This window comes from Amycolatopsis sp. NPDC104587 (assembly GCF_055583645.1).
On record NZ_JBVJNO010000003.1, the window covers coordinates 266,495 to 285,305 of the forward strand.

The 18,811-nt window shown below is 70.7% G+C and carries 15 protein-coding genes; 10 read left to right on the plus strand and 5 right to left on the minus strand.

All coding sequences use genetic code 11. The annotated features are described in order from the left end of the window. Positions 1 to 11 precede the first annotated feature (11 nt). The 3 genes from frc to ACZ61C_RS09350 all read left to right on the plus strand — a co-directional run bounded on the left by frc (position 12) and on the right by ACZ61C_RS09350 (position 4,850). Positions 12 to 1,241: a formyl-CoA transferase gene (gene frc / locus ACZ61C_RS09340; protein WP_465304684.1), complete on the plus strand. Its 1,230-nt coding sequence runs from the start codon at positions 12 to 14 to the stop codon at positions 1,239 to 1,241. Then, on the plus strand, positions 1,242 to 3,368 hold the full coding sequence (locus ACZ61C_RS09345) for an acetate--CoA ligase family protein (RefSeq protein WP_465304686.1): 2,127 nt from the start codon (positions 1,242 to 1,244) through the stop codon (positions 3,366 to 3,368). Positions 3,369 to 3,470: 102 nt separating this feature from the next. Beyond that, positions 3,471 to 4,850: an OFA family MFS transporter gene (locus ACZ61C_RS09350; RefSeq protein ID WP_465304688.1), complete on the plus strand. Its 1,380-nt coding sequence runs from the start codon at positions 3,471 to 3,473 to the stop codon at positions 4,848 to 4,850. A gap of 102 nt (positions 4,851 to 4,952) precedes the next feature. Here ACZ61C_RS09350 and ACZ61C_RS09355 read toward each other — a convergent pair whose 3' ends face one another. Further along, a complete protein-coding gene (locus ACZ61C_RS09355) occupies positions 4,953 to 5,690 on the minus strand; it encodes a GntR family transcriptional regulator (protein ID WP_465304690.1) in 738 nt (245 codons plus the stop codon). A gap of 259 nt (positions 5,691 to 5,949) precedes the next feature. Between ACZ61C_RS09355 and ACZ61C_RS09360 the strand changes: the two genes are divergently transcribed. The 4 genes from ACZ61C_RS09360 to ACZ61C_RS09375 are packed head-to-tail and all read left to right on the plus strand — an operon-like array spanning position 5,950 to position 11,480. Further along, positions 5,950 to 6,945, plus strand: a complete 996-nt coding sequence (locus ACZ61C_RS09360; RefSeq protein WP_465304692.1) for a 2-dehydropantoate 2-reductase — start codon at positions 5,950 to 5,952, stop codon at positions 6,943 to 6,945. A 13-nt stretch (positions 6,946 to 6,958) separates the two neighbouring features. After that, on the plus strand, positions 6,959 to 8,878 hold the full coding sequence (locus ACZ61C_RS09365; RefSeq protein ID WP_465304694.1) for a molybdopterin oxidoreductase family protein: 1,920 nt from the start codon (positions 6,959 to 6,961) through the stop codon (positions 8,876 to 8,878). 2 nt (positions 8,879 to 8,880) lie between these two features. Next, a complete protein-coding gene (locus ACZ61C_RS09370; RefSeq protein ID WP_465304696.1) occupies positions 8,881 to 10,626 on the plus strand; it encodes an NAD(P)H-dependent oxidoreductase subunit E in 1,746 nt (581 codons plus the stop codon). Further along, positions 10,623 to 11,480 (plus strand): 2Fe-2S iron-sulfur cluster-binding protein, encoded by an 858-nt coding sequence (locus ACZ61C_RS09375; RefSeq protein ID WP_465304698.1) that lies wholly within the window; start codon positions 10,623 to 10,625, stop codon positions 11,478 to 11,480. The genes ACZ61C_RS09370 and ACZ61C_RS09375 overlap by 4 nt, the downstream gene beginning before the upstream one ends. A 1-nt stretch (position 11,481) precedes the next feature. On the opposite strand, the gene ACZ61C_RS09380 is transcribed toward ACZ61C_RS09375, so the two are convergent. From ACZ61C_RS09380 to ACZ61C_RS09395, 4 genes are read right to left on the minus strand one after another with little or no spacing between them, the layout of a single operon-like run. Further along, complete coding sequence (locus tag ACZ61C_RS09380) at positions 11,482 to 12,150, minus strand: response regulator (RefSeq protein ID WP_465304700.1); 669 nt, start codon at positions 12,148 to 12,150, stop codon at positions 11,482 to 11,484. Next, positions 12,147 to 13,340: a sensor histidine kinase gene (locus ACZ61C_RS09385; protein WP_465304702.1), complete on the minus strand. Its 1,194-nt coding sequence runs from the start codon at positions 13,338 to 13,340 to the stop codon at positions 12,147 to 12,149. The genes ACZ61C_RS09380 and ACZ61C_RS09385 overlap by 4 nt, the downstream gene beginning before the upstream one ends. 40 nt (positions 13,341 to 13,380) lie before the next feature. Beyond that, positions 13,381 to 14,166: an ABC transporter permease gene (locus ACZ61C_RS09390; protein WP_465304704.1), complete on the minus strand. Its 786-nt coding sequence runs from the start codon at positions 14,164 to 14,166 to the stop codon at positions 13,381 to 13,383. Beyond that, positions 14,163 to 15,080 (minus strand): ABC transporter ATP-binding protein, encoded by a 918-nt coding sequence (locus ACZ61C_RS09395; RefSeq protein WP_465304706.1) that lies wholly within the window; start codon positions 15,078 to 15,080, stop codon positions 14,163 to 14,165. The genes ACZ61C_RS09390 and ACZ61C_RS09395 overlap by 4 nt, the downstream gene beginning before the upstream one ends. 205 nt (positions 15,081 to 15,285) lie before the next feature. Between ACZ61C_RS09395 and ACZ61C_RS09400 the strand changes: the two genes are divergently transcribed. The 3 genes from ACZ61C_RS09400 to gcl are packed head-to-tail and all read left to right on the plus strand — an operon-like array spanning position 15,286 to position 18,672. Continuing rightward, entirely contained in the window at positions 15,286 to 16,098 is an 813-nt protein-coding gene (locus ACZ61C_RS09400) for a hydroxypyruvate isomerase family protein (RefSeq protein WP_465304708.1), read from the plus strand. Then, the gene (locus ACZ61C_RS09405; protein ID WP_465304710.1) at positions 16,095 to 16,982 is read left to right on the plus strand and encodes a 2-hydroxy-3-oxopropionate reductase; all 888 of its coding nucleotides are present in this window, start codon (positions 16,095 to 16,097) and stop codon (positions 16,980 to 16,982) included. The genes ACZ61C_RS09400 and ACZ61C_RS09405 overlap by 4 nt, the downstream gene beginning before the upstream one ends. A 1-nt stretch (position 16,983) precedes the next feature. Then, positions 16,984 to 18,672 (plus strand): glyoxylate carboligase, encoded by a 1,689-nt coding sequence (gcl, locus tag ACZ61C_RS09410; RefSeq protein WP_465304712.1) that lies wholly within the window; start codon positions 16,984 to 16,986, stop codon positions 18,670 to 18,672. Positions 18,673 to 18,811 lie beyond the last annotated feature (139 nt).

Here is an 18,811-nt window from a genome sequence, read left to right on the forward strand (position 1 = left end):
GAGGCCAACGCATGGGCAAGGCATTGGAGGGCGTCCGCGTCCTCGACATGACACACGTGCAGTCCGGACCGTCCTCGACGCAGCTGCTCGCCTGGCTCGGCGCGGACGTGATCAAGCTCGAAACCCCCGGGCGGGGCGACATCACCCGCGGGCAGCTGCGTGACCTGCCCGGAGTGGACAGTCTTTACTTCACGATGCTCAACGCCAACAAGCGCAGCATCACGCTCAACATGAAGAGCGACGAGGGCAAGGAGGTCTTCGAACGGCTCGTGTCCGGTGTGGACGTTCTCGTGGAGAACTTCGGACCCGGGGTCGTCGACCGTTGGGGCTACCCGTGGGAGAAGCTGGCCGCGCTCAACCCGCGGCTGGTCTACGCCTCCATCAAGGGGTTCGGCCCCGGGCGCTACGCCGACTTCAAGGCCTACGAGGTGATCGCGCAGGCGATGGGCGGCGCGATGAGCACCACCGGCTTCGAGGACGGCCCGCCGACCGCGACCGGCGCGCAGATCGGCGACTCCGGCACCGGCATCCACCTGGTGGCCGCCATCCTCGCCGCGCTGTTCCAGCGGACCTCCACCGGCCGCGGGCAGCGGGTCCAGGTCGCCATGCAGGACGCCGTGCTCAACCTCTGCCGCGTGAAGCTGCGCGACCAGCAGCGCCTGACGCACGGCCCGCTCGGCGAGTACCCGAACGACCAGTTCGGCGACGAGGTCCCGCGCTCGGGCAACGCCTCCGGTGGCGGCCAGCCCGGCTGGGCGGTCAAGTGCGCGCCCGGCGGGCCGAACGACTACATCTACGTGATCGTCCAGCCACCCGGCTGGGCCCCGCTCGCCCGGCTGATCGGCAAGGACGAGCTGGCCGAGGACCCCGCCTGGGCCACACCGGAGGTCCGGCTGTCCAAACTGGACAAGATGTTCGCCCTCGTCGAGGAGTGGACCGAGAAGCACACCAAGTGGGAGGTGATGGAGAAGCTGAACGCCCACAACATCCCCTGCGGCCCGATCCTGTCCACCAAGGAGCTGATCGAGGACGAGACCCTCGAAGAGCTCGGCTCGGTCGTCGAGGTCGTGCACCCCGAGCGCGGCAGCTTCAAGACCGTCGGCTGCCCGCTCAAGCTGTCGGACTCGCCGGTCGACATCGAACGCTCGCCGCTGCTCGGCGAGCACAACGACGAAGTGCTGGCCGAGCTCGGCTACAGCGAGACCGAGCTCGAGAAGTTCCGCGCGGCGGGGGTGATCTGAGTGGCGGATCGCGCGGCGGTCGAGAAGATCCTCGACCAGGTGGCCGCCGAGGGGCGGTCCTCACTGACCGCGCCCGAGGGGCGTGCGGTCTGCGAGGCATACGGTATCCCGACTCCGGCCGAACGGCGGGCCACGACCGCGGCCGAAGCCGTCGCCCAGGCCGAGGAGATCGGCCTGCCGGTGGTGCTCAAGATCGTCTCACCGGACATCCTGCACAAGACCGAGGCCGGCGGGGTGCTGGTCGGCTTGAAGGACGCCGAAGCGGTGAAGGCGGGCTTCGAGAAGATCCTCGACAACGCGAAGGCCTACAACGCCGACGCGCGGATCGTCGGTGTCCAGGTGCAGCAGATGCTCACCGAGGGCCAGGAGGTCATCATCGGCTCGGTCACCGACCCGACGTTCGGCAAGATCGTCGCGTTCGGCCTCGGCGGGGTCCTGGTGGAGGTGCTCAAGGATGTCACGTTCCGGCTCGCGCCGACGAGCACCGAGGAAGCGCTGTCGATGATCGACGGTATCCAAGCAGCGGAAATACTGCGGGGCGTCCGCGGCGCGGATCCTGTAGACCGTGCCGCGCTCGCCGCGGTGATCACCGGGCTCGGGCAGCTGGTGGCCGACTTCCCGCAGCTGTCCGAAGTCGACCTCAACCCGGTGCTCGCGACCCCGCGCGGGGCGACCGCGGTCGACGTCCGGATCCTGGTCGACCCGGAGGCGGCGAAGGAGCCGGTCCGGTTCACCCAGGAGGAGATCCTCGTCTCGATGAACCGGATCATGAAACCGGCGTCGATCGCGGTGGTCGGCGCGTCGGCCGAGGCCGGCAAGATCGGCAACTCGGTGATGAAGAACCTGGTCGACGGCGGTTACGCGGGGGAGATCCACCCGATCAACCCCAAGGCCACCGAGATCCTCGACCGCAAGGCCTACGCCAGCATCACCGACGTCCCCGGTGACGTCGACGTCGCGGTGTTCGCCATCCCGGCGAAGTTCGTCCCCGCCGCACTGGAGGAGGTCGGCGAGAAGGGCGCGGCCGGCGCGATCCTCATCCCGTCCGGCTTCGGCGAGACCGGGAACATCGAGCTGCAGGACGAGGTCGTCGCGATCGCGCGCAAGCACGGGGTCCGCATCCTCGGGCCCAACATCTACGGCTACTACTACACACCCGAGAACCTGTCGGCGACGTTTTGCACCCCGTACGACGTCAAAGGCGGTGTCGCGCTGTCGTCGCAGAGCGGCGGGATCGGGATGGCGATCCTCGGCTTCAGCCGCTCGGCGAAGATGGGCGTGTCCTCGATCGTCGGCGTAGGCAACAAGGCCGACATCGACGAGGACGACCTGCTCACCTTCTTCGAGCAGGACGACAACACCCAGCTCGTCGCGATGCACCTCGAGGACCTCAAGGACGGCCGCTCGTTCGCGGAGACGGCCAAGCGGGTCTCGAAGCGCAAGCCGGTCGTGGTGCTCAAGGCGGGCCGGACGTCGCAGGGCGCGAAGGCGGCGAGCTCGCACACCGGCGCGCTGGCCGGCGACGACAAGGTCTACGACGACATCCTCCGCCAGAGTGGCGTGATCCGGGCCCCCGGGCTGAACGACATGCTCGAGTACGCCCGCGGCATCCCGCTGCTGCCCACGCCGAAAGGCGAGAACGTCGTCATCATCACCGGCGCCGGCGGCTCGGGGGTGCTGCTCTCGGACGCGTGCGTCGACAACGGGCTCGACCTGATGGTGATCCCGCCGGACCTCGACGCGGCGTTCCGGAAGTTCATCCCGCCGTTCGGCGCGGCCGGCAACCCGGTCGACATCACCGGCGGCGAGCCGCCTTCGACCTACCGCAACACGATCGCGCTGGGTCTCGAGGACGACCGCGTGCACGCCCTGATCCTGGGCTACTGGCACACCATCGTCACCCCGCCGATGGTGTTCGCGGAGCTCGTCTCCGACGTCGTCGCGGAGTACCGGGCGAAGGGCATCCACAAGCCCGTCGTCGCGTCGCTCTCCGGTGACGTCGAAGTCGAGGAAGCGAGCGGCTACCTCTACGACCACGGCGTCGTGGCCTATCCGTACACGACCGAAAAGCCCGTTGCCGTGCTCGGCGCGAAGTACCGCTGGGCACGGGCCGCGGGACTGCTCTGAACACCCTCCACAGGGGCTGGCCGACCGACTGGGAAAGGACGAAGATCCACCGCACGACGGCAACAGAGGGACACGAGTCAACGGTGACGAAAGAGAACTCTTATGACCGCAGCGACCTATCAGGAGATCGTTGACGAGAACGGACGGGTTTACCGAGTAGGTGAGAGTCCCCAGGACATCATGGGGCGCTCGCGAAGCTGGATGGTGTGGCTGCCCTGGATCGCCATGATGGCGGTCAGTGTCTTCGAATACGGCTGGGGCGCCGTCGAAGGCACCTTGGAAGAGAAGTACGGCTGGTCGTTGTCCGACGCGTTCTGGCTGGCGAGCATCTGGGCGGTCTTCCAGGCCGGGGTGGCGTTCCCGGCCGGACGGCTGCGCGAGAAGAACATCATGTCGGCGAAGACGGCGATGCTGGCCGGCGCGGTGTGCAGCGCCATCGGCTACTTCGCCATCTCGCACAGCGGCAACCTGGTGGTGGCGTTCGCCGGGTACTCCGTGCTCGGCGGCACCGGCGCCGGGCTGGTCTACGCCACCTGCATCAACATGGTCGGGAAGTGGTACCCCGAGAAGCGCGGGGCCAGGACGGGGTTCGTCAACGGCGGGTTCGCCTACGGCGCCGTCCCGTTCATCTACGTCTTCGCGGCTTTCCTGACCCCGACGAACTATTCGGTGATCCTCGACGTCATCGCGGTGTACATGCTGCTCGTCGTCGGGGTCTGCGGGTTCCTGTTCAAGGACCCGCCGAAGAGCTGGTGGCCGGCCGAGGTCGACCCGAAGAACTGGGCGGCCAACCGGCGGTCCGCGACCGGCGGGCTGGCCAAGAACCCGCCGGCGGTGAAGCAGTTCTCGCCGATGGAGGCGATCCGGACCGGCATGCTCCCGCTGATGTGGGTGTGCCTGGTGATCATCGGCGGGGTTTCGCTGTTCGGCATCAACTTCCAGGTGCCGTTCGCGAAGGAGAGCGGGTTCGGGGCGTTCGTCGCGGCGTCGTCGGCCGGCGTGCTCTCGATCGTCAACGGCACCGGCCGCGCCGTGGTCGGCTGGGTGTCGGACCGGATCGGCCGCCGGCAGACGCTCACCGTCGTCCTGGTGATCGCCGGGGGTGCGCAGTTCGGCGTGATGTACGCCGGGAACACGCACAACCTGTTCCTGTTCATGGTGTTCGCGTTCCTGACCGGGTTCGGCGGCGGGGCGTTCTACCCGCTGTTCGCGGCGCTGGTGCCGGACTACTTCGGCGAGAACAACAACGCGTCGAACTACGGCCTGGTCTACAGCGCGAAACTGGTCGGTGGTGTCGGCGGTGGCGGGCTCGCCGCCGGGGTCATCAGCGCGTGGGGCTACACGGGCGCGTACATCCTCGCCGGGTGCATCGCCCTGCTTTCGGCGGTGCTGACGCTCTTCCTGCGCCAGCCCGGCCGGCCACGCCACCAGCTCGCCGAAACCGAGCTGGTGGCGCGGCCTTCCGCCGCGACCGGCGGCTAACCCCTCTTGGGGGGTCCAGGGGGGCTTGCCCCCCTGGCCTGGGTCTGGGGCGTGGCCCCAGAAGACGCTGACCCGGTAACCCGCTCCCCGGTCCTGCAGCCATCAGGACCGGGGAGCCTCCGGACGTTCGTGGTAGGCCTGACGGGTGCGTTCGGTGTGCTTGGCCATGATCTGCTCCGCGCTGTCGGCGTCGCCGTCGGAGATCGCGTGGATCAGCTCGTCGTGCTCGTTCCACGCGTCCCGCCCGCGGGGGCGGGCGATCGGCGTGTAGTACCAGCGGACCCGGCGGTCGACCAGGCCGATCAGCTCCGCGAGCACGGCGTTGCCCGACAGGCCCGTGATGAACGCGTGGAGGGCGGCGTTGGCCGCCACCAGACCTTCGGTGTCGTCGTCGCGCAGGGCGTTGACCCCCGCCTGCTGCAGCTCCCACAGGCGCCGGACGTCGGCCGGTGTGGCGCGGCCGGCGGCGAGCTTCGCGGAGTGCGTCTCCAGCACACTGCGGACGCTCAGCAGCTGGTCGGCCTCCTCGTCGGTGGGCAGGTGCACAAAGGCGCCCTGGGCGGGCCGGAGGTCGACCCAGCCTTCGCTCTGCAGCCGCTGCAGGGCCTCGCGGACGGGCTGCCGGCTGACACCGAGGTATTCGGCGAGGTCGGCCTCGACCAGGTGCTGCCCGGGCTCGAGGGTGCGGTTGATGATCAGTTCGGCGAGGGCTTCGTAGACGACCTGCCGCAGCGGCGCGGGCCGCTCGACGCGCTTGGCGGCGGTCGAGCTGAGCGAGCCCTTGGCCGTGCGGCGGCCGCTGGGGCCGCGGTCTTGGAGCGGGGAAGCGGGCTGGCTCACGGGACACCTCGAAGGGGAGAGGAACGCGATGATCTGCCATCAGGATACAGGTTTTAGTATGCAAAATCCCGGAATCTCACCCTTGGCCGGGTGTTTCGCCCGATGTCGATCACGCTCGTGACCCATTGTGTCCGGTTTGTCGGCCTCGGCTGCGCCGCCTGAGCGGCCCGGCCCGCTCGAACGAGGAAAACTCTGGTCGTGATCCTGAATTCAGGATACTGTATGCAATCACGTGCTGGACCGAAGTGGGAGGCACATCATGAAGGTGGCTGTTCTCGGGGCCGGGGCGATCGGCGCCTACGTCGGGGCCGCGCTGCACCGCGGCGGGACCGAGGTGCACCTGATCGCCCGGAAGGCCCACCTGGCCGCGATGCGCGAGCACGGCGTCCGCGTGCTCAGCCCGCGCGGCGACTTCACCGCGCACCCGCACGTCACGGACGACCCGGGTGAAGTCGGCGAAGCCGACTTCGTCTTCCTCGGCCTGAAAGCCAACTCCTACGCCTCGTGCGGGCCCCTGCTCGCCCCGCTGCTCGGCCCGGACACCGCGGTCGTGGCCGCGCAGAACGGCATCCCGTGGTGGTACTTCCACGGCCTGAAGGGACATCCGCTCGAAGGGCGCCGGGTCGAGACCGTCGACCCGGGCGGCTCGGTGACCGCCGTGCTCGAGCTCCGGCGCGCGATCGGCTGTGTTGTCTACTGCTCCACCGTGATCGAAGAGCCGGGCGTGATCCGGCACCTGGAGGGCACCCGGTTCTCCCTCGGCGAGCCGGACGGCGAGATCTCGGCGCGCTGCAAGGTGCTCAGCGCCGCGATGATCGCCGGCGGGCTCAAGGCGCCGGTCGAACCTCGGTTGCGCGACGACATCTGGATCAAGCTGATGGGCAACGTCGCCTTCAACCCGCTCTCGGCGCTGACCCGGGCGACCATGGCGCAGATGTGCGAGCACGACGACACCCGTGCGCTCGTCGCCACGATGATGACCGAGACCCAGGCCATCGCCCGCGCGGCCGGCAGCGACCCGGGTGTCTCGGTCGAAAAGCGGATCGACGGCGCCTGGCGCGTCGGTCACCACAAGACGTCGATGCTGCAGGACCTCGAAGCGGGCAAGCCCCTGGAGATCGACGCGATCATCGGCGCGGTCGTGGAGCTGGCCGGCCTCACCGGGGTGCCCGCGCCGGCCCTGCGGCACGTCCACGCCGCCATCTCGCTGCTCGACCACACCAGCAACCCGCCCGTCCCCGTCGGGGCGCACTGAACCGGAGGTCCCCGTGAAGCGCAGGAAGACCGAGCCGTACGTCCGGCTCACCCAGCCGCTGGTGCGCGACTCCGGCGTGCTGCGGCCCGCCACCTGGGACGAAGCCCTCGACCGGGCCGCCGCCGGGATCCGCCGGACCCTCGAAGCCAAGGGGCCGGAGGTGTTCGGGATGTTCTCGTGTGCCCGCGCGACCAACGAGATGAACTTCGTCGCCCAGAAGTTCACCCGCGCGGTGATCGGCACGAACAACGTCGACTCGTGCAACCGCACCTGCCACGCCCCGAGCGTCGCCGGGCTGGCGCGGGTGTTCGACAGCGGCGGCGGGACGTCGTCCTACCAGGAGATCGAGGACGCCGACGTCATCGTCATCTGGGGCGGCAACCCCCGCGAGGCGCACCCGATCTTCTTCCAGCACGTGCTCAAGGCCGTCCACAAGGGAGCGAAGCTCTTCGTCGTCGACCCGCGGCAGACCAGCACCGCGCGCTGGGCGCACCGGCAGCTGCAGCTCGAGGTCGGCACGGACATCCCGCTGGCGCATGCCATCGCCCGCGAGATCATCCACTCCGGACTGGCGAACACGACGTTCATCGAGCGTGCCACCGAGGGGTTCGCCGAGTTCGCCGCGTCGGTCGAGCCGTGGACGCTCGAGGTCGCGGAGAAGACCACCGGCGTCCCGGCCGAGCTGATCCGCGAACTGGCCCACACCTACGCCCGCGCCGACCGCGGGCAGCTCTCGTGGACCCTCGGCATCACCGAGCACCACAACGGCACCGACAACGTGCTTTCGCTGATCAACCTCGCGTTGCTCGCCGGGCAGGTCGGCCGCTACGGCGCCGGGCTGAACCCGTTGCGCGGGCAGAACAACGTCCAGGGCGGCGGCGACATGGGCGCCATCCCGGACCGGATGCCGGGCTTCCAGGACGTCCTCGACGCCGGCGTCCGGGCGAAGTTCGACACCGCGTGGGGCTCGTCGATCCCGCCGCACAGGGGGCTCAACCTCACCCAGATGCTCGACGCGATGGAGCGCGGCGACCTGACGTGCGTGTACATCATCGGGGAGAACCCGGTGCAGTCCGAAGCGGACTGCGAGCACACGGTCAAACGGCTGTCCAACGTGGACCACCTGGTGGTGCAGGACATCTTCCTCACCAAGACCGCGCAGCTGGCCGACGTCGTGCTGCCCGCCTCGGCCGCCTGGTGCGAAAGCGACGGCACGTTCACCAACTCCGAACGCCGGGTGCAGCGCGTCCGCAAGGCCCTCGAACCGCCGGAGGGCGCGCGCGACGACATCGAGCTGCTCTCGGAACTGGCCCGCCGGCTCGGCCACGACTGGCACTACACCGGTGGCCAGGAGGTCTGGGACGAGCTGCGCTCGCTGTCGCCGATGCACGCCGGGATGTCCTACGCACGCCTGGAAGAGCTCGGCGGCATCCAGTGGCCGTGCTACACCGAGGACACCCTCGAACCGACGTTCCTGCACGGCCGGCTGTGGGCCGACGACCCGGCCGAGCGCGGCCGCCCGGCGCCGTTCACGGTCATCGAGCACAGCCCGCCGGTCGACCTGCTCACCGAGGAGTTCCCGATCCGGCTCACCACCGGACGGCGGCTGGACTCCTACAACACCGGCGTCCAGTCCGCCGGGTTCCCGTCGCCGATGCGCCAGGGCGAGACCCTCGACCTGTGCCCGGAGGACGCGCGCTCACTCGGCGTCGAACCCGACGAGCTGGTCCGGATCTCCTCGCGGCGCGGTGAGATCGTCGCGCCGGTGCGGCTCGACACCGGGCTGAAGCCGGGGCTGGCGTTCATGACCTTCCACTTCCCGGACGAGATCGACGTCAACGTCATCACCATCGAGGCGACCTGCCCGATCGCCGGGACCGCCGAGTACAAGGCGGCGGCGATCCGCGTCGAGAAGCTGCCCGCGGGAGTCTGACGATGGATCTCAAACTGCTCGACGCCGTCGCCACCCGCGAGGAACGCGACGCCGTCTCCGGGTTCGCCGGCGGCGGGCGGGACCAGCTGCTGCCCGCCCTGCACGCGGTCAACGACCGCGTCGGCTGGATCAGCCAGGGCGCGCTCAACCTCATCTGCGAGGCACTGCACGTGCCGCCCGCCGACGCGTACGGCGTGGCGAGCTTCTACTCGCTGTTCGCGCTGGAGGAGCGGCCGGAGCGGGTGGTGCACGTGTGCACCGACCTGGCCTGCCGGCTCGAGGGCGCGGACACGGTGTGCGACGTCCTCACCGAGCACGTCGGCGCCGCGGGGAAGGCGCGCGCCGGGGTCACGTGGCTGCCCAGCCCGTGCCTCGGCGTCTGCGAACGAGCCCCCGCGGCGCTGACGTTCCAAGCCGGCGACCCGGCCACCACGGAGCTGCTCGCCCCGGCGACCGGTGCGTCGGCCGTGCTGGCCACCCAGCGGGAACCGTCCGTTTCGGACGGCGCCGCCCCGGTGCTCCACCAGAAGGAGGGACTGAGGCTGCTGCGCCGCGTCGGCGTGGTGGATCCGTCCAGCTTGGACGGTTACCGGGCCGCCGGCGGTTACGCGGCGCTGCGCAACGCCCTGCGCATGGGTCAGGCCGCGGTCATCCGCGAGGTGACCGACTCCGGCCTGCTCGGCCGGGGTGGCGCGGCGTTCCCGACCGGGCGCAAGTGGGCCGCCACGGCCGCACAGCCCGCCGGGCCGCACTACCTCGTGTGCAACGCCGACGAGAGCGAGCCCGGCACGTTCAAGGACCGGGTGCTCCTCGAAGGCGACCCGTTCGCGCTGGTCGAAGCGATGACGATCGCCGCGTTCGCCATCGGGGCCCGGCGCGGCTTCGTCTACCTGCGCGGCGAATACCCCCGGGCGCTGCGCCTGCTGCGCAACGCGATCGACGTCGCCCGCGAGCGCGGCTTCCTCGGCGACGGCATCATGGGCCACGAGGGGTTCTCGTTCGACATCGAGATCCGCCGTGGCGCGGGGGCCTACATCTGCGGCGAGGAGACCGCGATCTTCAACTCGATCGAGGGCTTCCGCGGGGAACCCCGCACCAAGCCGCCGTTCCCGGTCGAAAAAGGACTGTTCGGCAAGCCGACCGTGGTGAACAACGTCGAGACGCTGGTCAACGTGCCGCTGATCCTCACCGAAGGCGCCGCCGCGTACCGGGCGGCCGGCACCGAAGCCTCGGCCGGGCCGAAGCTGTTCTGCCTGTCCGGAAACGTCGAACGCCCCGGTGTCTACGAGGTTCCGTTCGGGACGACGCTGCGTTCCCTGCTCGAGCTGGCCGGGGGAGTGCCCGACGGCCGCTCGCTCCGCGCGATCCTGCTCGGTGGCGCGGCCGGCGGGTTCGTCCGGCCCGACGAGCTGGACCTGCCGCTCACGATGGAGGACGCCCGGGCGGCGAAGACCACCCTCGGTTCGGGGGTCGTCCTCGTGCTCGACGACCTGGCCGACCTCGGCGGGTTCCTGCTGCGGATCGCGTCGTTCTTCCGCGACGAGTCGTGCGGGCAGTGCGTCCCGTGCCGGATCGGCACCGTGCGGCAGGAGGAGGCGGTCCGGCGGGTCCTGGCGGCCGGGTCGGACGAGCGGCCGCTGCTGCGGGAGGTGGGCCAGGTGATGCGGGACTCGTCGATCTGCGGACTCGGCCAGACCGCCTGGAACGCCATCGAGTCCGCCATCGACCGGTTGGGAGCCCTCCAATGACCATTGTGGACATCGGCATCCCGCGCCGGCTGGTCGAATTCACTGTGGACGGCGAGACCGTGCGCGTGCCGGACGGCTCGACGATCCTCGACGCGTGCACGGCGGCGGGCAAGGACATCCCGACGCTGTGTTACGGCGACACCCTGGAACCGGCGAACGCGTGCCGCGTGTGCATGGTGGAGGTCGAAGGCTCGCGGACGCTCGTGCCGTCGTGCTCACGCAAGGCCGAGCCGGGCATGGTCGTCCACACGGACTCGGAGCGGACGCGCACGAGCCGCAAGGTGGTGTTGGAGCTCCTCGGCTCCGCCACGGACCTCTCGACGACCCCCGGCGTGGCCGAGTGGATGGCCGAGACGGGCGCCGACTCCGGCCGGTTCGGCCCGGACGCGGCCACGGTCGCCCAACCGGCTCTGGTGGACAACGAGCTGTACGTCCGCGACTACGAGAAATGCATCCTCTGTTACAAGTGCGTCGACGCGTGCGGCGAGCAGTGGCAGAACTCGTTCGCCATCAGCGTCGCCGGCCGCGGCTTCGACGCGCGCATCTCCACGGAGTTCTCGAACCCGCTGCCGGACAGCGCGTGCGTGTACTGCGGCAACTGCGTCGAGGTCTGCCCGACCGGGGCGCTCAGCTTCAAGCGTGAGTACGACAAGCGCGAGGACGGCACCTGGGACGAGTCCCGCCAGACCGAGACGACGACGGTGTGCACGTTCTGCGGGGTCGGCTGCACCGTGACCCTGCACGTCCAGGACAACGAGATCGTGAAGGTGACGTCACCACACGAAAGCTCGGTGACGCACGGGAACCTGTGCATCAAGGGCCGTTTCGGCTGGCAGCACGTGCAGAACAGGTAGGTCAGCGCGGCCGGACCAGGCCGGTCTCGTACGCGAGGACCACGGCCTGGACCCGGTCGCGCAGGCCGAGCTTGGTGAGTATCCGCCCGACGTGGGTCTTCACCGTGGCCTCCGACAGCACCAGCACCCCGGCGATCTCGGCGTTGGACAGCCCGGCGGCCACCTTCTCGAGCACTTCGAGCTCGCGGTCGGTGAGCCGGTCGAGGCCGCGGGCGGTGGGCGGCCCGCCGTCCGGCGTGGGATCGGGCAGGCGGTCGGCGACGGTGTCCAGCAGCCGCCGGGTGACCGTCGGGGCGACCACGGCGTCGCCGCGGGCCACCGCGCGGATCGCCGTGAGCAGGTCGTCGGGCGGCACGTTCTTCAGCAGGAACCCGCTGGCCCCGGCCTTCAGCCCGGGGAAGGCGTACTCGTCGACGTCGAACGTGGTCAGGATGAGCACCCGAGAGCGCGGTGAGTCCCGCACGATCTCGCGGGTCGCGGTGATCCCGTCCACCCCGGGCATCCGGACGTCCATCAGCACGACGTCGGGGTCGAGTTCCGCCGTGCGGGTGACCGCCGCGGCACCGTCGGCGGCCTCGCCGACCACCGTCAGGTCCGGCTGGGACTCCAGGACGAGCCGGAAACCCAGGCGCAGCAACGGTTCGTCGTCGACGAGCAGGATGGTGATCACGAGCCGCCCCCGAACCGGCCCAGCACCCGCCAGCCGCCGCCGGGCCGCGGCCCGGCTTCGACGTCGCCGCCGGAGACGCCCGCACGTTCGCGCATCCCGCTCAGCCCGTGCCCGCCGTCTCCGGCCGGGACCGTCGCCGGCTGCCCGTCGTCGAGCACTTCGAGGGTCACGACCGGCTCGTCGTAGGTGAGGTGGATCTTCGCCGCCGTCGGGGTGACGGCGTGTTTGAGGACGTTGGTGAGCGCTTCCTGGGCCACGCGGTAGACGGCCAGCTCGACCGTCGGCGGCAGCGGGAACCGGCGTCCGGTGACCGTCCACGTCGCGGGCAGCCCGGTCGCGCGGACCTGGTTGACCAGTTCGTCGAGGGCCGCGATGCCGGGCTGCGGCGTCCGCGGGCTGTCTTCGCCGGTGCGCAGCACGGTGAGCAGGCGGTGCATTTCGTCCAGCGCCTGCCTTCCCGTCGCCGAGACGTGCTTCGCGGCCGCCTCCGCCTGGGCGCCGTCGGTGCGGGCGGCGAACGCGGCGCCGTCGGCGAGCGCGATCATGACCGAGAGGTTGTGCGCGATGATGTCGTGCATCTCGCGGGCGATGCGGGCCCGCTCGCGCGCGGCCGCGAGCTGGCTTTCCTGGTCGCGTTCCCGCTCGGCCCGCACCGCCCGGTCGTGCAGCGCCACCAGGTACGTCCGCCGGGTCCGGACGTTCACGCCGAGTGCGAACGCCGCGGTCACGATCGCGGTGGTGAACACCAGCCCGGCGACGACCATCGGCCACCCGGTGCTCCCGCTGATCCCGCCCGCGGTGAGCGCGGCGACGGTGGCCACCGCCGCCGGGACGCGGTGCCGGTCGCGGTGCGCGGCGACGGTGTACCCGGCGACCAGCACCGCGACCAGCGTCGGCGGGAACTGCGGCCCGGCCAGGTCCTGGGCGACCCCGGTCGCGGTCGTGACACCCAGGACGGCGAGCGGGAACCGCCGCCGGAGGGCCAGCGCGCCGAGGAGCAGCACCACCACGGCGACGAGCCACGGTCCGCGCGGCTGGGCGCCCTCGGCGCCGACCACCAGCGCGAGGAGGACGAGGGCGAAGGCGAGCAGCAGGTCGGCGGGCACCGGGTGCTGCCGCGCCCACGCGCGCAGCGGCTCGATGCCCGGCCAGGCGGAGCGGAACCCGGGGTCGATCGGTGCGTCGGTCACCCCGTCATCATCTCCTCCGCCCGCCGGGACGGCAGCGGTTTCAGGCATCCCGCCGCTTGAGCACGAGCGCGGCCGCGGCGAGCGCGACGACGACGTAACCGCAGAACCACGCGAAGCCGGTCCACGGCGGCAGGCTGAGCGCCGACGGCCGGACGGTGATCAGCGCCTGCCCGGCGTTGCTCGGCAGGTACGGCACGACGTGCGGGAGCCAGCTCTCCGGGAGCACCCCGGCGAGGCTCGGCACGATCATGACCAGCGCGACCAGCGCCGCGATGGCCCCGGCGGTGTGCCGGACCAGCCAGCCGAGCGCGACTCCGAACAGCCCGATGCCGGTCACGTAAAGCCCGACACCGAAGACCGCCCGGAACACCCCGGGCTCGGCCAGGCTCGTCTCGATGTCCTGTGACGCAAGGAAAGCCTGCCCGCCGAGGAAGGCGGCGAACGCGGCCACCTCGCCGGCCACGAACGCCACGGCCGCGAGCACGCCCGCCTTCGCGGCGAGCACCGGCGTGCGCGCGGGCACCGCGGAAAACGTCGAGCGGATCTGGCCGGAGGTGTACTCCCCGGACACGACGAGCACACCCAGCACGCCGAACGCGAGCTGGACCAGGACGTACCCCTGGATGCTCAGCGCGGTCGGCTCGAGCCGCGCCCGGGTCTGCTCGCTCAGCTGCGGCCAGCGGTCCGCGTTGAGGGCGCAGGTGAGCCAGCCGAGCGCGACCATGGTCACGAGGGCCGTCATCACCGTGATCGGAGTTGACGGCAGGGAGCGGAACTTGACCCATTCCGAGCGCGTGACGCGCCCGAGCGTGACACCGGTGGTCATGCGATCCGCCCTTCGGGAGCGCGGTACTCGACGGCGTCTGCGGTCAGCTCCAGGTAGGCCTCTTCGAGCGAGGCCTGGACCGGTGCGAGCTCCTCCAGCGGAATGCCGTGGCGGCAGGCGAGCAGGCCGACCTCGGCGCCGGTGACCCCGTGCACCTCGAGCAGCCCGGGGGCGGCGCTGGTGACGTCGATCCCGGGCCCGGCCAGCAGTTCCCGCAGCCCGGCGGCCTGCGGGGTGCGGACGCGGACGACCTTCGCCGAAGCGCGGTCGACGAACTCCCGCACCGACGTCTGGGCGATGACCCGGCCGCGGCCGATCACCACGAGGTGGTCGGCGGTCAAGGCCATCTCGCTCATCAGGTGCGAAGACACGAACACCGTGCGCCCCTCGGCGGCGAGCCGGCGCAGCAGGGTGCGGATCCACAAGATGCCCTGCGGGTCCAGGCCGTTCACGGGTTCGTCGAGCACCAGCGTCGCCGGGTCGCCGAGCAGCGCGGCGGCCACGCCGAGCCGTTGTCCCATGCCGAGGGAGAACCCGCCCGCGCGCTGGTGCGCGACGCCGGTCAGGCCGACCAGCTCGAGCACCTCCTCGACGCGCCGGCGGGGAATCCCGTTGGTGAGCGCCAAAGCGAGCAGGTGGTGGAACGCCGACCGTCCCGGGTGGACGGCCTTCGCTTCAAGCAGCGCGCCGACCTCCCGCAGGGGCGCGGGGTGGTGCGCGTAGACCTTGCCGTTGACCGTCACCGAGCCCGACGTGGGCGCGTCCAGGCCCATGATCATCCGGATGGTGGTGGACTTCCCGGCGCCGTTCGGGCCGAGGAACCCGGTCACCGCCCCGGGCCGGATGGTGAACGTCGCCCTGTCCACCGCGGTCCGCGCGCCGTAGCGCTTGGACACCGCGTGTGCCTCGATCATCCGTCTCCCTTCGTCGCGGCCGAAGGTAGGCGCGGCGCGTGGCCCGATCGACCGGCCGGCGGCGGATCTTCACGCGGCGGCCGTGCGACTCACGGCGTACGCGCTACGCCGGAGGTCGCACACCGGCCCGTTGACCGCGCCGCCGTTGAGCAGCTATTCTCGATATGCGAAAGAAAAATTCCGGATAGCGAAATTTGAGGTCGCGATGCCAGAAGAGGGGCACACCCTGCCGTACGCCGCCAACCTGTCGATCCTGTTCAAGGAGGTACCGCTGCCCGAGCGGGCGGCCGCCGCGCGGGAAGCCGGGTTCACCGACGTCGAGTACTGGTGGCCGTTCGACACTGCGGTTCCCCCGCGCGACGAGGTCGACGCCTTCGTGCGGAGCCTGGACGGGGTCCGGCTGCGCGGGCTGAACTTCTACGCCGGCGACATGGCGGCGGGGGAGCGCGGCCTGGTCTCGTGGATCGGCCGCGAAACCGAGTTCGCCGACAGCCTGGTCGTCGCCCTCGGGATCGCCGAACGCACCGGGTGCCGCAGCTTCAACGCGCTCTACGGCAACCGGCTCGACGGCGAAGACCCGGCCAAGCAGGACGACCTCGCGCTGGTCCACCTCGCCACCGCCGCCGAGTCGGCCGCGAAGATCGGCGCCCAGCTGGTCCTCGAACCGCTCTCCGGCGCCGACCGCTACCCGCTCAAGACCGCCGCGGACGCCGTGGCCGTGCTCGACGACCTCGGGCGCGACAACGCGGCGCTGCTGGCCGACCTGTACCACCTGGCAGTCAACGGCGACGACCTGGACGCGCTGGCGACGAAGCACATCGCCCGGATCGGGCACGTGCAGATCGCCGACGCGCCCGGCCGCCACCAGCCCGGCACCGGGTCCCTCGACCTCGACGGCCACCTGCGGAAGCTCCAGAACGCGGGCTACGCCGGGTTCGTCGGGATCGAGTACGTCCCGGAGCCCGACACCGTCACGTCGCTGAACTGGCTGCCGACCACCCGAAGGGGACGAGCATGAAACTGGGATTCATCGGACTGGGCGTGATGGGCGCCCCGATGGCCGCGCACCTGGTCGCGGCCGGGCACGACGTCAGCGGCTACGACGTGCACGCCGCGGCGGGGGAGAAGCTCCAGGCCGCCGGGGGACGCGCGGCGAGCGACGTCGCCGACGCGGTGGCCGGGGCGGACGTCGTGCTCACGATGCTGCCGAACCACCCGCAGGTCGAGGCGGTCGTCCTGGCCGGCGGCGGGGTCCTCGACACCGCCGCGCCCGGCACGCTGCTGATCGACATGAGCACCATCCGGCCCGAGACGTCGATCGAGGTCGCGAACCTCGCGCGGGACAAGAAGATCCGCGTCCTCGACGCCCCGGTCTCCGGCGGGCAGGCCGGCGCCGAGCAGGCGTCGCTGTCCATCATGGTCGGTGGGGACGCGGCCGACTTCGACGCCGCGAAGCCGGTGCTCGACGCCGTCGGCAAGACGATCGTGCACGTCGGCCCGCACGGCGCCGGCCAAGTGGTCAAGGCCGCCAACCAGCTCGTCGTGGGCGGGATCTACGGACTGGTCGCCGAGGCGATCGTGCTGCTCGAAGCGTCCGGTGTGGACGCCGCGACCGGGCTCGACGTGCTCGCCGGGGGACTGGCGGGCAGCCGGATCCTCGAGCTCAAGCGCAAGTCCATGGTGGACCGTCAGTTCGCGCCCGGCTTCCGGATCGAACTGCACCACAAGGACATGGGGATCGCGCTGGCCGCCGCGCGGCAGGCCGACGTCGCGCTCCCGCTGACCGGGCTGGTCGCCCAGCTCGTCGCCGCCGGCCGTGCCATGGGGTACGGCTCCCTGGACCACTCGGCCTTGCTGAAGGTCGTCGAACAGTTGTCGGGCCGCGTCCCGGCGGAGGTGTGACATGCCCAGAATCCCCGCCATGCAAGCGGTCGTCGACGTCCTGGAGAGCGAAGGCGTCGACACCGTCTTCGGCTGTCCGGGCGCGGCCATCCTCCCGCTGTATAACGCCCTACAAGGCCGCGCGATCCAGCACCTGATCGTCCGCCACGAAGAAGGCGCGACGCACATGGCCGACGGCTGGGCCCGGACGAACGGGAACGTCGGCGTCGCGATCGGCACGTCCGGTCCGGCCGGGACGAACATGATCACCGGGCTCTACACCGCGCACGCGGACTCGATCCCGATGATCTGCATCACCGGCCAGGCGGCCACGACGAAGCTGCACCAGGAAGCGTTCCAGGCCGTCGACATCGTCGAGATCGCCAAGCCGGTGACGAAGTGGGCGGTGCAGGTCAAGGAGGCCGCGCAGCTGCCGTGGATCTTCCGCGAGGCCTTCCGGATCGCCCGGTCCGGCCGCCCCGGCCCGGTCCTGATCGACCTCCCGATCGACGTCCAGAAGCAGGACATCGAGTGGGACTCCTCGATCGACTCGCCGCTGCCGGTGACCGCCGTCAAGCCCGCCGCCGCGCGGGTCGAGCGGGCGCTGGAGATGCTGCTGGCCGCCGAACGCCCGCTGATCCTGGCCGGTGGTGGTGTTGTCCTCGGCGAGGCGAGCGAGCAGCTGCGCGCGGCGGCCGAGCGCCTGGACGTCCCGGTGCAGGTGACGCTCATGGGCAAGGGGAGCTTCCCCGAGGACCACGAGCTGTTCGCCGGGATGGCCGGCATCCAGACGTCGCAGCGCTGGGCGAACGCGGCCTTCCTGGAGTCCGACCTGGTGCTGGCGCTGGGCGCGCGGTTTGGCGACCGGCACACCGGTGAGCTGTCGGTGTACCGCGGGGACCGGAAGTTCATCCACGTCGACATCGAGCCGACGCAGCTGGGCAAAGTGTTCGGCCCCGACCTCGGGATCGTCTCGGACACCCGGGAGTTCCTGGACGCGCTGCTGGCGGCGCTGGACGAGCGTGCGCCGGAGCCGCGGCGCGAGTGGGTCGGCCGGATCGCGGAGCTGAAGGAAGCGCTTCCCCGCCGGGAGGACTTCGACAGCCTGCCGATCAAGGCGCCGCGGGTCTTCAAGGAGATCAACGAAACCTTCGGCGAGGACACGTACTTCGTCACCGCGATCGGGCTCTACCAGATCTGGTCGGGCCAGTTCCAGAAGGCGCACAAGCCGCGGCACTACCAGGTCTGCGGCCAGGCCGGCCCGCTCGGCTGGGAGATCCCCGCCGCGATCGGCGTCAAGAAGGCCCGGCCGGAGGCCGAGGTTGTCGGGGTGGTCGGCGACTACTCGTTCCAGTTCCTCGTCGAAGAGCTGGCGGTGGCCGCGCAGTACGACGTCGGGTTCGTGCTGATCATGCTCAACAACGAGTATCTCGGGCTGATCCGGCAGGCGGAGACCGGGTACGACATGAACTTCGAGGTCGACATCCACTACGACGCGAACGGCACGGACAACGTCAAGATCATGGAGGCCTACGGCTGCTCGGGCACCCGCGTGCACGAGCCGGCCGAGATCCGGACGTCGCTCGAGTGGGCCCGCAAGGAGGCCGAGCGGACCAGCCGGCCCGTCCTGGTGGAGATCATGATCGAACGTGAGGGCAACGCCGCCATGGGCGCCGCCCTCGACTCCGTGAAGGAGTTCGAGCCCGCCTGACACCCGCGTGACCACGGCCGCCGCACGAGACCCTGACCTCGTGCGGCGGCCTTTCCGCGTCCACGATCAAGCGGTTGTCGGAAAGTACAAACGCGGGCCCGAAATTCACCCTTCTTTCAGGGGTTTTGCCGTGGTCGGA